The 12,272-nt window shown below is 42.0% G+C and carries 12 protein-coding genes and 1 pseudogene; all 13 read right to left on the bottom strand.

Annotated elements, in window-relative coordinates; translation table 11 throughout:
- Nucleotides 1–78 precede the first annotated feature (78 nt).
- The 13 genes and pseudogenes from BkAM31D_RS22340 to BkAM31D_RS22400 all read right to left on the bottom strand — a co-directional run bounded on the left by BkAM31D_RS22340 (nucleotide 79) and on the right by BkAM31D_RS22400 (nucleotide 12,064).
- Nucleotides 79–1,083 carry a rod shape-determining protein gene (locus tag BkAM31D_RS22340; RefSeq protein WP_066154836.1) on the bottom strand — a complete coding sequence of 335 codons (1,005 nt, stop codon included), beginning with the start codon at nucleotides 1,081–1,083 and terminating at the stop codon, nucleotides 79–81.
- A 131-nt stretch (nucleotides 1,084–1,214) separates the two neighbouring features.
- Nucleotides 1,215–1,502 (bottom strand): sporulation transcriptional regulator SpoIIID, encoded by a 288-nt coding sequence (spoIIID, locus tag BkAM31D_RS22345; protein ID WP_066154839.1) that lies wholly within the window; start codon nucleotides 1,500–1,502, stop codon nucleotides 1,215–1,217.
- Between the two features lie 97 nt (nucleotides 1,503–1,599).
- Complete coding sequence (locus BkAM31D_RS22350; protein ID WP_066154842.1) at nucleotides 1,600–2,262, bottom strand: 3'-5' exonuclease; 663 nt, start codon at nucleotides 2,260–2,262, stop codon at nucleotides 1,600–1,602.
- Between the two features lie 61 nt (nucleotides 2,263–2,323).
- Nucleotides 2,324–4,285, bottom strand: a complete 1,962-nt coding sequence (locus BkAM31D_RS22355) for a DUF294 nucleotidyltransferase-like domain-containing protein (protein ID WP_235820439.1) — start codon at nucleotides 4,283–4,285, stop codon at nucleotides 2,324–2,326.
- Nucleotides 4,248–5,909, bottom strand: a complete 1,662-nt coding sequence (locus tag BkAM31D_RS22360) for a sodium:solute symporter family protein (RefSeq protein ID WP_066154844.1) — start codon at nucleotides 5,907–5,909, stop codon at nucleotides 4,248–4,250. Before BkAM31D_RS22360 ends, BkAM31D_RS22355 begins: the two co-directional genes overlap by 38 nt.
- Nucleotides 5,910–5,939: 30 nt before the next feature.
- Entirely contained in the window at nucleotides 5,940–6,242 is a 303-nt protein-coding gene (locus BkAM31D_RS22365; protein WP_066154847.1) for a DUF4212 domain-containing protein, read from the bottom strand.
- A gap of 84 nt (nucleotides 6,243–6,326) precedes the next feature.
- Nucleotides 6,327–6,602 carry a hypothetical protein gene (locus BkAM31D_RS23825; protein WP_157108302.1) on the bottom strand — a complete coding sequence of 92 codons (276 nt, stop codon included), beginning with the start codon at nucleotides 6,600–6,602 and terminating at the stop codon, nucleotides 6,327–6,329.
- Nucleotides 6,603–6,606: 4 nt separating this feature from the next.
- Nucleotides 6,607–6,783 carry a hypothetical protein gene (locus BkAM31D_RS22370; protein WP_174521913.1) on the bottom strand — a complete coding sequence of 59 codons (177 nt, stop codon included), beginning with the start codon at nucleotides 6,781–6,783 and terminating at the stop codon, nucleotides 6,607–6,609.
- 186 nt (nucleotides 6,784–6,969) lie between these two features.
- On the bottom strand, nucleotides 6,970–7,881 hold the full coding sequence (spoIIQ, locus tag BkAM31D_RS22375) for a stage II sporulation protein SpoIIQ (RefSeq protein WP_066154853.1): 912 nt from the start codon (nucleotides 7,879–7,881) through the stop codon (nucleotides 6,970–6,972).
- Between the two features lie 277 nt (nucleotides 7,882–8,158).
- Nucleotides 8,159–9,183 (bottom strand): annotated as a pseudogene (spoIID, locus tag BkAM31D_RS22380) (stage II sporulation protein D).
- A 426-nt stretch (nucleotides 9,184–9,609) separates the two neighbouring features.
- Nucleotides 9,610–10,929, bottom strand: coding sequence for a UDP-N-acetylglucosamine 1-carboxyvinyltransferase (gene murA, locus BkAM31D_RS22390; RefSeq protein WP_066154862.1), 1,320 nt, complete (start codon nucleotides 10,927–10,929; stop codon nucleotides 9,610–9,612).
- 42 nt (nucleotides 10,930–10,971) lie between these two features.
- Nucleotides 10,972–11,730, bottom strand: a complete 759-nt coding sequence (locus tag BkAM31D_RS22395; protein WP_066154865.1) for a YwmB family TATA-box binding protein — start codon at nucleotides 11,728–11,730, stop codon at nucleotides 10,972–10,974.
- 97 nt (nucleotides 11,731–11,827) lie between these two features.
- The gene (locus BkAM31D_RS22400) at nucleotides 11,828–12,064 is read right to left on the bottom strand and encodes a DUF1146 family protein (RefSeq protein WP_066154867.1); all 237 of its coding nucleotides are present in this window, start codon (nucleotides 12,062–12,064) and stop codon (nucleotides 11,828–11,830) included.
- Nucleotides 12,065–12,272 lie beyond the last annotated feature (208 nt).

Here is a 12,272-nt window from a genome sequence, read left to right on the forward strand (position 1 = left end):
CTCCTAAAAGGCTTAAGAGATGGCAGCGGCTTCGCTCATTGCTGACTTTAATCAAAAAGGGAAGTTTGTCCTTTTTGATTAAAGTCTTACCTTCTTACTCGACATGCGGTCTAGGTTTTCTAGGATGATGCCTGTCCCTTTTGCGACACAGTGCATTGGTTCTTCTGCTACGACTACAGGTACTTTCAGTTCTTCTGCTAACAGCTGGTCGATGCCGTGAAGAAGTGCGCCTCCACCAGTAAGAATCACTCCGCGATCGATGATATCTGCTGATAGCTCAGGTGGTGTTTTTTCTAGCACCTGTTTGGAAGCTTGTACAATATAGGAAACCGACTCCGTTAATGCTTCTTCTATTTCTTTTGAGTGTACCGTAATTGTTCGTGGAAGTCCACTTACCATGTCACGTCCACGAATGTCAATCTCTTCCTGACGTGCACCCGGAAATACTGTTGCAACTTGTACTTTAATATTCTCTGCTGTGCGCTCACCAATTAACAGCTTATACTTTTTCTTAATATAAGCAAGAATATCAGCATCGAAGCGGTCTCCCGCGACTTTCATGGAAGAGGCGGTGACGATATCACCCATCGAAAGAACAGCAACATCTGTTGTTCCACCGCCTATGTCTACTACCATGTTACCGCTTGGTTGGAAAATATCCATTCCCGCTCCAATTGCAGCAACTTTCGGTTCCTCTTCCAAATATACATTTTTCCCTCCGCTCTTCTCAGCGGCTTCACGAATCGCCTTTTGTTCAACTGATGTGATATTAGTCGGACAACAAATTAGGATTCTAGGCTTAGAGAAAAGACTTTTGACGTTAATCTTGCCTAAGAAATGTTTGAGCATTGCTTCAGTCATTTCGAAGTTTGCAATGACACCGTCTTTCATTGGGCGCAGGGCAACAATATTTCCTGGTGTACGTCCGACCATACGGAACGCTTCTTCCCCTACTGCTAGTACTCTCTTCGTTGTTGTATCAATAGCAACAACAGACGGCTCATTTAGGACAATTCCACTACCTTTGACATATATAAGAACATTTGCTGTACCTAAATCAATTCCAATATCGCGACCAAACATGATTCTTTTTCCTCCCTGTTTTCACGGAACATGATCGTATTATTTATTACGATTTACCTAATTGTTTATTTTATCACAGATGTGGTCACAGGGGGTAATTTTTCCTTTAAAAAAGTTACAACATTTGACAATTAATTTCTTGTTTTGACAATTGGTTTATCGGAATCGTCTTGCGTTTTTCTATACTTTACTTTCGTTGCTTCTCCCCCACGCAAGTGGCGGATCGACTTGTGGTACTCTAAAATCTCTTTGACTTCATTCGCTAACTCAGGATTGATCTCTGGCAGTCTTTCTGTGAGGTCTTTGTGTACGGTACTTTTCGAGACTCCAAATTCTTTGGCAATTGTTCTTACTGTCTTCTTAGTCTCGACAACATACCTACCAATCTTGATGGTTCGCTCTTTGATGTAATCGTGCACACGACTCGCCTCCCTAATTCTGTGTTGGGTGATTGGTACAGTTTATTAGGCGGTGCACGCAGATATACCACATTCTTGCATGGACGGGCTTGACTTTTCAGAATTTTGTGTAATGCTTTGTAATATTTGAGATTTCGATTAGGTCTGCAAGTGTTTTCTTGCCTCGATCTTCAAGGTGGTGAAGCAGCTCGCAAAATAAGTGAGCGGTTGTCAGGGCATCTCCAAGTGCCTGGTGACGTTCATAGATCCTAGAGCCAAATTGACTTGCGTAAATCTCTAAATCTAGCATATGCTTGGCCGGGCTTAAATAGCCTACTAAATCAAGCGTATCTAAACAAATAGGAAAATCGATGCGGTACTGATTTCTATTAATCTCTTTTTTAAAAGCTAGTAAATCAAAGCTCGCATAATGTCCGACCCAAACGTCTCCTTCTCCCTCCTCGCTATAGTGAAGAAAGGACTGAACTGCTTCAATCACCGTCGGAGCATCGGCAACAGTCGCATTTGATATACCCGTTAAATCAGTTATTTCAAATGGAATTTCTCGATCAGGATTAACATACGTCTGAAAGGTCTTCTCCAACACTTGACGGTCTTTCACCTGAACCGCACCAATTTCAATAATTCGATCGTGTGAACCTACAGCAAACCCCGTTGTTTCCGTATCAAAAATCGTAAATGTTAGCTGAGAGTGGTGGGTGTTCAATGGAATCTCTTTCACCAATTTCCTCTTAGGCCATAATGGTTTTTTCCGAAACATGATCATCTCCTCCATGCCTTTTTCGATTTTTGCCTTATTAGGGTAAAAGGAATCCAGACTTCTACCCTAATCCAAAAGTCACGAGCACTTGATTTTGCAAACTCCGAATCGTTCTTAGTGCCATCATGAGCTCTTCTTTGTCTTTTGTTTTAAGTTGGTTGAATTCCACTTCGCTGGAACTTTCCCTGCCTTTTTGGTGGGCAGTCCACGTTCGATCGACTCGAATTCTTAAAATGACTTCATAAGCAAATCTTAGCTTATCAGCTGTTTCTTCTGAAAAGACATGATGTTCTGTTAATAAGTCAATTTGTTGCAAGGAGTGGCCTTCAAGTAGGTCATATTTTGCACACAGTAACTGCAAGCAATGATGTAGAGGAAACAAGGCGTGCTTTTTTAAATCGACTGATTCCTTTTTCATCCGAAAGAGGGCACGAATGGGATGGTCAAATGTCGGGACAGGTTGTTCTTTTTCGAGCTCTGCCATCCGATATAAAAAGATTCGTGATTTCTCTAATTGTTGCTTAATCACGTTGCAAAATTGGTCATGAAGTTCTTCCTCTCCATATAAATAACGAAAGGATAAAAAGTTATGAGCAAGCAGTAGATTCTCATTCGTTGCCCTCAGCGCCCAGCTTCGCCACCGTTCTTGCCATAAGTCGAGCGAACCTCTCCAATTTGCTTCACTCGCCATCATCAAACCAGGACAACGTTTATATCCTGCAGCTTCCATGTGCATAACAATCTCCGTTCCTAAGCGCTCAAAATAACGGTCTACACCTTCTTTATACTCTCGTTTCGGATTTTCATAAACAAGAAAATGGTCTTGGTCTGTTAGCAAAAATTGCTCACCACGTCCTCCACTTCCCATCATGTAAAAAACAAAAGGCACAGGAGGTTTCCCAACCATCTTCAAAGCTAATTCGATCGCATGACGAACGAGGCGATCATAAAGCTTTGTCATCACTTCTAGCAGATGAGCCGTAGGGATCCCATCTTGAATTAAATGTGCTAGCACTTCATACATTGCCGGTTTAATTTCAGCTATGTTATCAAGAGTTGACTGTTCAACCGACTGCAATAGCTCAAGTGTTCCGCGATTCTTCTTTCGTAGTAAATCTGAGAGTGTGACCATGCCAATGACCCTGCCTCCGTCCATAACTGGCAAATGTTTCACGCCATTCATTAAGAAGCTCGACATCGCTTCGTAATAATAAGCATCACGGGAAATGATAAAGGGGTGTGGCGTCATAACATCCTTCGCGCAAAGACCTGCACCAAGCCCCTTAGCCACTACACGCTGAACTAAATCTTTCTCAGTGACAATCCCGATTAGCTGTCCATTGTCATTCACGACGACAACAGAGCTAGTATTATACTGAACCATCAACGCTGCTACGTCTTGGACATCGTCATCGATGTCCGCACTAATGACAGGCTGGCTCATCACATCATGAATGCGACGAATAAATGGCTCACTCTCTCCCCACTTATTCGCAAGACGGATTTGTTCAGCGAAGGAAGCGTACACATCTTGTAAGCGCACAGCGGCTTGCTGCAAGATGAAATCACGCACTCCAGGGTCACCCCAAAGCGACTGAATAACAGAGTACGGAATATGCAAACAGACTGCATCTTCAACTGCCTGGACATCGACAGCATATCTCTCTGGTTCCTCTGTTTTTCCGCCTAGAAAATCAGCCAAACTCGAAAATCCGATCATATCCCCTGTTTGCAGCACTTCCAGGACCTCCTTCTGGGCATAGGGCTGCTCAGGCGTCAGGGATGGAAGCGGAAAGTCACCAGGTGCAACAAAAACTTCTGCTACCCCGTTTAGGATAAGCAGAAGTCCTTCTCTTGGTGTTTTTGAATAAAGCACCTTTTCATTTTTTTTATACGTTTTGAGCACACAGCCCCGAAGGACTTCGTCGAACTGAGTTTCACTCAGCCCAACGAAGACCGGGTGCTTGCGGATTTGAGCTCGCACATTATTTTCCGGCTGCATCATCCATCCAAACCTCTCCATCTTTATAACTCATTTGTTCAGGATAACGGAGGTCAACGACTTCATCTTGAAGCTTCTGTGATGGTGCTACTGTCATTTTCGACACAAGATATGTTACAACAAAGTTAATTGGCACCCCAATTAAACCTGCTCCTGTGTCTTGAATTCCAAAGAGCGTAATGCCGTTGTTAGCAAGGAAGATGTACGTTAACGTAACAGATAACCCAACTAACATCCCAGCAATGGCTCCTTGCTTATTGGCACGCTTCCACCAAACCCCTAGAAGAAGAACAGGGAAGAACGTTCCACCAGCAAGGGCAAAGGCCCACGCAACAATTTGCGTAATCACACCAGGAGGATTTAGTGCTACCGCACCAGCTACCACTGTTGCGATCACAATCGCCCAACGACCAGCTGCTAAGCGTTTTTGATCACTTGCATCTGGCTTCATTAGACGGTAGTAAATATCATGAGCAAACGAAGACGAGATGGTAATTAGTAATCCACCAGCTGTCGATAATGCCGCTGCCATTGCTCCAGCTGCCACTAACCCGATGACGAATACACCTAAGTTAGCAATTTCTGGTGTTGCCATTACGACGATGTCGTTTGAAATGACAATTTCACTCCATTGTAAAATTCCATCGCCGTTCGCATCAGCAAGCTGAAGTCGACCAGTATTAACCCAATTTTCTGTCCATGCTGGCAATTGATCAAGTGGCTGGCCAGCTACACGTGTCATTAAAATGAAACGAGAGAATGCTGCATAGGCAGGAGCAGATAAATATAAAAGAGCGATAAACACAAGTGCCCACGCACCACTCCAGCGAGCCGCCTTCATTGTTGTTACCGTGTAGAAACGTACGATAACGTGTGGAAGCGCTGCTGTACCCACCATTAAAGTAAACATTAAAGCAATAAATTGCGATTTGTCACTCTCAGCAAATGGTGCAAAGTATTCAGAAACCCCAAGTGCTCGATCCAACTCACCAAGCTCACTCACAATTTTCCCGTATGTAAGCCACGGAAGCGGGTTGCTAGTAATTTGAAGTGACATGAACACGATTGGAATAATATACGCAACAATTAAGATCATATATTGTGCTACTTGCGTCCATGTGATCCCCTTCATCCCGCCAAGCGTTGCATAAATCGCAATGACGACAACCCCAATCATCGTTCCATACATCGCATCAATGCTTAAGATTCGTCCTATAACTACTCCTGAACCCGATAACTGCCCGATGATGTACGTGAAACTAATAATGATTGTTGCAATCGCAGCAATTAATCTTGCAGCATTGCTATCAAATCGGTCACCAATGAACTCAGGAACCGTGTAACGACCATATTTTCGTAACTGTGGAGCGAGTAAGAAAGTTAAAAATAAATAGCCACCGGTCCAACCCATAATATAAGCTAAACCGTCATAACCAAGAATCATTACCGTACCAGCCATCCCAATAAAGGACGCTGCACTCATCCAATCACCGCCGATGGCCATCCCGTTCCATACAGGTGGTACACCGCGGCTTGCTACATAGAAATCAGATGTTGCTTTTGCACGGTTATAAACAGAAATACCAATATAAAGTCCGAACGTCGCTAAGATAAGCAGTAGTGAAACAATTGTTTGCTGATCCATGCATTAACCCCCTATAGAATCTTCTATTTTTTAGTGATCTAACACCTTGCCAGCACTTACTCTTGTGTTATGCTCTTCATCTATTCCGAACTTCTTGTCAATTCGATCACTAATGATAGCGTTTGCAAAAAGTAAGACAACGAAGGTCACAACGGCGCCTTGAGCACCCATGTAATAATGAGCCGGCATTCCCATAATCGTAAATTGACTTAATCTCTCAGCAAATGCAACAACTCCAAAGGAAGCAAGACCACCAATAATCAAACAAATCACAACGAGCATCGTCCTCGCGCGGAAATAAGCATCAGCAACATTTTTGTCAATTTTTCTCACTGGAAACTCCTCCTTTTTTAATCATGACTAATCTCAGGCATTTTCATTATTATTAAACAGCATCGCCTCCTCTACGGAATGTACTTAAGGTTGATAGGAGAAAAGAAAGTGACAAGATGAACAACGTCTAAGAGGTTTTCGCTTGGCAAGCTTCATGTTGAGGATTCCAATGATAGGTATAAATAATAGAAAGAAAAACGAAGCAATAATAGCTAAAATAATTGCAGCAATCCACGGCAAGACACTGAGTAAAATCACATGACGTACTAATGGAATTTCTACCGTTTGTTGTTGATTACATTTCACACATAATGACCGGTCGGTTTGTGTACGGGCTAGTCGGTTCTTTTTCATGTTCATTGTTTTACCTTAATTGAAAGATAAATTTAATTGTTTCAAAAAAGCCGAGTGGAACCATCGCAATTTGAACGATCATATAAGCAAAAATAGATACAAACGGTAGTGATAACAAGAGGGGCTTTTTTAACCGAAAGGCAAAGATAAGAGAAGCAACAGTGATAAGTAAGAATAGATAGATCATATTCATTCCTCCTTAGTAGGACAAGGTATGAAAGCGTTATCATTTATTCTGGTAAAAAAGAGGTAAGATTACTTTCTACAAAATGTATTATTTCAAATTTTCAGATATAAGTCAATAACTTCTCTTGTCGAAAATAAAGATGACTCCGCGGAAGTTTTCGACATCGCAGAGCCATCTTTTATTTTATTATCCTAATTCATTTTCTTCTTCGTCTTCATCTTGGTCCGTATTATCCTCAGGTGCTACTTCCTCTTCATCTTCGTTATCAGCTGCATCTTCATCTTCGTTTTCTTCTTCGTCAGGCGCCGCGTTGACTCCTTCATTTCCTTCTTCTTCGTCAGCCGGCTTTTCATCTTCTTTATTCTTCTCTTGATCTTTCACAGCATCTTTGACAGAATCAATTGGTTGTTGGAATACATCATTAGGATTCACAGCAACTCCATCTTGACGGATTTCAAAGTGAACATGGATTCCAGCGTCTGTATTGTAGCTGTTACGTCCTGCACGGCCTAATAGATCACCTTGCTGAACTGTAGTCCCTTCTTCCACTTCCACTGTTTCTAAGCTGTGGTAGTGCGTGACAACACCATCTTCATGTGAAATCTCAACAACATATCCTAGTAGCGAATCTTTTTCCGCTTTTACAACAGTACCGCTAATTGCAGCTGCTACTTCAAAACTTTCACCTTCTACGTGAGCAAAATCCATACCTTTATTCGGGAAATACGTATTATTGTAGTATACAAGAGCTTCTTGCTGTTCTTCTGGTGTACCATTGACATCATAGAAATAACCAACGACTGTCACTTCTTCTTCATTTGCAACTGGCATTTTTACCACTTCAGATGATGCTGTTACTTGAACGGCATCCTCACCATACGGATAATTTTCCCCTGCTTGACTTGGATCAGTTACCTCAACACCTTCACCAGGAGCAGCTGAATCATTAGGACCTTGCATTGCAAATACGGCAATTAAAACCCCTGCTGCTGCGGCTAGATAAATAGCAGGTAACATCCAGCGCTTACGTAATAGACCTTTTACATTCAATGAATTTTCTTCAGATTTAGAAGAGCGTTTGTTTTCTTCTTCTCTCATTTCTCATCACCTCAGCAACCATTCTGATCAGATTGCTAGAAATGTATACATCTCGCCAAACATTTTTTTAAATTAGTTTTCGACAAAGTCGATTTTTTTATGCATAACTACTTACATTTCTTTTTAAAACACAAAAAATTACGTGAGAATACGGTTTGAATGGGAAGATCTCCTTTATTAGCAAAGCATCATTATAAGAGTGAATTCGATAACAGCCGAATCACTTGTTTCAAGTGTAAAGAATCAGCCCTGGGATCATCATTCCCAGAGCTTGAATTTATTCAGCTTTTGCCGTCATTTGGGCAATAAATGGATCAAGGGCTTCGATTTCTACCCCCGGTAATAATGGACAAGAATATCTTCATACGATTTCCCTTCCTTCGCCATACCATCTGCACCATACTGACTCATACCGACTCCATGGCCCCAGCCTCTCGTTTGGATCGCAATCTGATCACCTTGGCGCTGCCACTGAAAGTCAGAGGAATCGAGTTCTAACTTCTCACGTACTTGGCGACCGGATAATTCCTTGCCACCAATTACGACCTTCGCGACTCGCCCTCCATCCGTTCGTTCTACAATCGTTCCTACCGAACCATCCTCAGGCAGAGCGACCCCTAAACGATTTTGAAACTCAGCAACAGAAACCATTTTTTCTGCTGTAAAACGAGGGGAAGACTGATCCCACGGACTCTCAACACTTCTTAAGTAAGGAAATTCACTATGCCAATAATCTTCGGAGTTTTCCGTATAACCATTACTCGTAGAGAAGAACATTGCATCAATTGGTTCCCCTTCATACGTTAACACTTGACCTTGCGTTGATAAAACGGCCTCTTGGATACGAGCCATATATAAGTCAAAATCAGCGCCCCATTTTTCTTTTAGCTCTACTTCACTCTGATAAACTTGATGCGTAACTGTATCGGTCACCATCGCACCGTCTGGAACCTGAACATCACGTGGTTGAAGAATATTTTTAACCATATACGTGCGCGCCGTCATTGCTTGAGCCTTCAACGCCTCCATTTCAAAATTAGGATGCATCTCTGAAGCAACCACGCCCATAACATACTGTTCTAGCGGCAATTCTTCAATTTCATTCTGCTGCGAACGGAACACCGCGACTGTCATATCATCTTCTGGATTATATGACCACTTTTCCTCCGGTTGATCAACTGCAACTGATCTGACCGTAGAAGTTGTTGTTTCTTCCGTCTCAGAAACAAAAAGAACGAGCATCGTTGGAATAATAAGAATAACAGTACAAAGAATCGTTGCTGCGATTAGAAGTCGTTTCATGTCAGTCCTCCATTGATAGGTTGATGATTGTTCTCTACAAAAAATATATGAAGGCCCGTCATGAAATAGACCAAGATTTAGCTGTCAAACTACGGGAAATATTCGTCTAGGAAAATTCCCCTTGATTCTTTGCCTTTATTTGTCTTTTAGCACCTTTATAAAGGACATTCTCTTTGCCTTTCTATGCTCCTTTGTCCTTTATTGACCTGATGAAGGACATTCTCCTTGCTTTTTAACTCTCTTTTGTCCTTGAGCGCATATATAGGGGTCTCATTCATGTGCAATTGAGATTTATATTTACAATGTTCTCTCATTATTTTAATTAAACCTGTTATTTCAGCTCCTCCATGCACCGCACCGAAGAAAACAATGCTCATATCTCGGCGCAAACAAAAAAAGGGGGATTTCACCCCCTTTTTTTGTTTGCTATATCGACTTAATCTGCAGTGGTGCAGGTGCTTCTAAGTTTTCGATTTCTTCTTCCGTTTCTTCTACGATGCGTTCTACGTCGGCTCCTAAGGCGCGTAGTTTGTCGGCTAGGTCTACGTAGCCACGATCAATGTGTTTCAGTTCCGTTACACGTGTCATGCCATCTGCTACAAGGCCTGCTAAGATAAGGGCTGCTCCTGCGCGTAAGTCTGTTGCTGCTACTTCAGCACCTTGAAGTTTGTTTGGCCCTGTTATGATTGCAGAGCGGCCTTCTATTTTGATATTTGAGTTCATGCGGCGGAATTCTTCAACATGCATAAAACGGTTTTCGAACACCGTTTCTGTGATTACTCCTGTTCCTTCTGCTTGAAGAAGAAGAGCCATCATTTGTGCCTGCATGTCAGTTGGGAAGCCTGGATGTGGCATTGTTTTAATGTCCACCGGCTTTAACTTTTCTGGTCCGATTACGCGTAAGCCATTTTCTACTTCTTCAATTGTTACGCCCATTTCACCCATTTTAGCAACAAGTGGACGAAGGTGTTCGGACGTAGCACCTTCCACAATTACATCACCTTGCGTCATCGCAGCTGCTACCATAAAGGTTCCTGCTTCGATGCGGTCAGGGATAACAGTGTGTTTCGCTCCTACTAGTTCATCTACACCTTCGATACGGATTTCACCCGTACCAGCTCCACGAACTTTTGCTCCCATTGCGTTTAAGTAGTTCGCAACACAAACAATTTCAGGCTCTTCGGCAGCATTTTCAATGATCGTGGTTCCTTTTGCCATTGAAGCGGCCATCATAATGTTTTCTGTTGCCCCAACACTAGGGAAGTCTAAATAAATTTTCGCGCCTTTTAAACGTCCATCAATCCGCGCTTCAATAAATCCGTTCCCGATCTCAACTGTCGCACCCATTGCTTCAAAGCCTTTAAGATGCTGGTCAATTGGACGTGATCCGATTGCACATCCTCCAGGAAGAGCGATTCTTGCTTTTCCTACACGTGCTAAAAGAGGTCCCATGACTAAGAATGATGCTCTCATTTTACGGACATATTCAAATGGTGCTTCAGTCTTTAATGCCTTTTCTGCATTCACCTGAAATATTCCGTCTTTGTATTCAACTTCAATATTTAAATTGCGTAATACTTCTTTCATCGTGTATACATCTGCCAGTTTTGGCACATCATATATGTGGCTTGTGCCGCGGCCTGCTAAGATTGATGCAGCGATGACAGGTAGGACTGCGTTTTTCGCACCTTCTACCTTCACTTTGCCGCGTAGCTGGTTGCCACCCCGGACAATAATTTTCTCCAACGTATTCCCCTCCGCGTCTAAATTATAGTCTCTTCTCTATCATCAATATTCAGTGGTAATAATAGGCGTTCCTATTGTCACCGTTGTCCCTGCGCCCAATCGTTCATTCTCTCTAATCGCTAGCTGGATATTCATCTTTGTCCCAGCTGTTTCAATGTGAGATTCCCACTCGGAGTGAAACGCGGAATAAGAGACAAAGCCTTCTTCTATAAGTGCTTCTACTTCGTTAGCACCTAATTGCTGAATCCACTTTTTCGCATTTGCCTTTATATCGCTCGATCCTGATCTGTCATTTGCTTGAAATTGAACATATGCCGTTGCATCTTGCAAAGATAATTGCTCCGTTCGTAGTTCAACTAGTTCATTTACTATATTAGATTCAATAACAGATCCATTTGTTCCAAGCACCTGATAAGTAACTAAATAAGTAAGTGCTTTATTGTTTGGTGTTGGGTAAGCGAAAAATTGCAAGGATTCGATCAACCCATTTGGTTGTACATATGTATAATGTGCTTTCCACTCTGAACCTTCCGTTGACACAAAGCTTTCTTCCCAATCATCAGAAGCCAATTGAGAAACAAAGGCGATAAAGTCATCCTTGTTTTTCATGCTTGAGTCCACCTGCTCCTGTCGCAAACGAACCGTCCACTCTTTCAAGCTTAATTCCTCATTTGCTTCTACAAGCTCATGGAACTCCTGCATTGGTTGCTCATACGAAGGTTGTAAAGTAGCACTTAGAACATGTACATACCCAATAATAGAAAAAACGAAACCAAATACAACTAATCGCACATAAACCATTTCTGTTCTCCTCCCCAAGAAAACGAGTATTAGTATCATTTTTACCAGGAGGAGGCTCAGCATACATGGAAGTTGTAGTCATTCCTCGACAAAAGCTTTATTCCCACAAATACCTTAGCATCTGTGAAGAATGTAAATAGTCGAGAAAGAAAGATGTTAACAACTGAGCAATGGCAATCGTCACGATTATCATCAGAACCTTTGCTTTTGGACTATTCGGTTCCTTTACAAAAAGATCAAATCGAAAAGATTGTAATGCCCACCATGTAACAGCCAAGAAAAAGACACTTGTAATGATATGTATCATTGCTTGTTGTCCAAATCCGTCGAACATTGTCATTACTCCCTTACCGCTGATCAGCTTATATTTGAGCTGAAACTGTTACCACCGCTAGTTTTCAGCCCATTTTCCATCATAACTGATAGGATCTAAAAAATCTATAGAAGAAATGTGTGAATTTATAGTTGTTCGGACCTATTTTTTTACAGAAAACGCTTACAATTTTCGGCAAATGCAAAAAAATAAGACATAAGATCCTGTG

Source organism: Halalkalibacter krulwichiae (assembly GCF_002109385.1).
GTDB lineage: Bacteria > Bacillota > Bacilli > Bacillales > Bacillaceae_D > Halalkalibacter > Halalkalibacter krulwichiae.

Bases quoted from the DNA above. Each gene is read 5' to 3' on its own strand.
- BkAM31D_RS22340 (WP_066154836.1), bottom strand. From the start codon at position 1,083: ATGTTTGGTCGCGATATTGGAATTGATTTAGGTACAGCAAATGTTCTT.
- BkAM31D_RS22350 (WP_066154842.1), bottom strand. From the start codon at position 2,262: ATGTTTCGGAAAAAACCATTATGGCCTAAGAGGAAATTGGTGAAAGAG.
- BkAM31D_RS22355 (WP_235820439.1), bottom strand. From the start codon at position 4,285: ATGGAGAGGTTTGGATGGATGATGCAGCCGGAAAATAATGTGCGAGCT.
- BkAM31D_RS22360 (WP_066154844.1), bottom strand. From the start codon at position 5,909: ATGGATCAGCAAACAATTGTTTCACTACTGCTTATCTTAGCGACGTTC.
- BkAM31D_RS23825 (WP_157108302.1), bottom strand. From the start codon at position 6,602: ATGAACATGAAAAAGAACCGACTAGCCCGTACACAAACCGACCGGTCA.
- BkAM31D_RS22370 (WP_174521913.1), bottom strand. From the start codon at position 6,783: ATGATCTATCTATTCTTACTTATCACTGTTGCTTCTCTTATCTTTGCC.
- spoIIQ (WP_066154853.1), bottom strand. From the start codon at position 7,881: ATGAGAGAAGAAGAAAACAAACGCTCTTCTAAATCTGAAGAAAATTCA.
- BkAM31D_RS22395 (WP_066154865.1), bottom strand. From the start codon at position 11,730: ATGGTTTATGTGCGATTAGTTGTATTTGGTTTCGTTTTTTCTATTATT.
- BkAM31D_RS22400 (WP_066154867.1), bottom strand. From the start codon at position 12,064: ATGTTCGACGGATTTGGACAACAAGCAATGATACATATCATTACAAGT.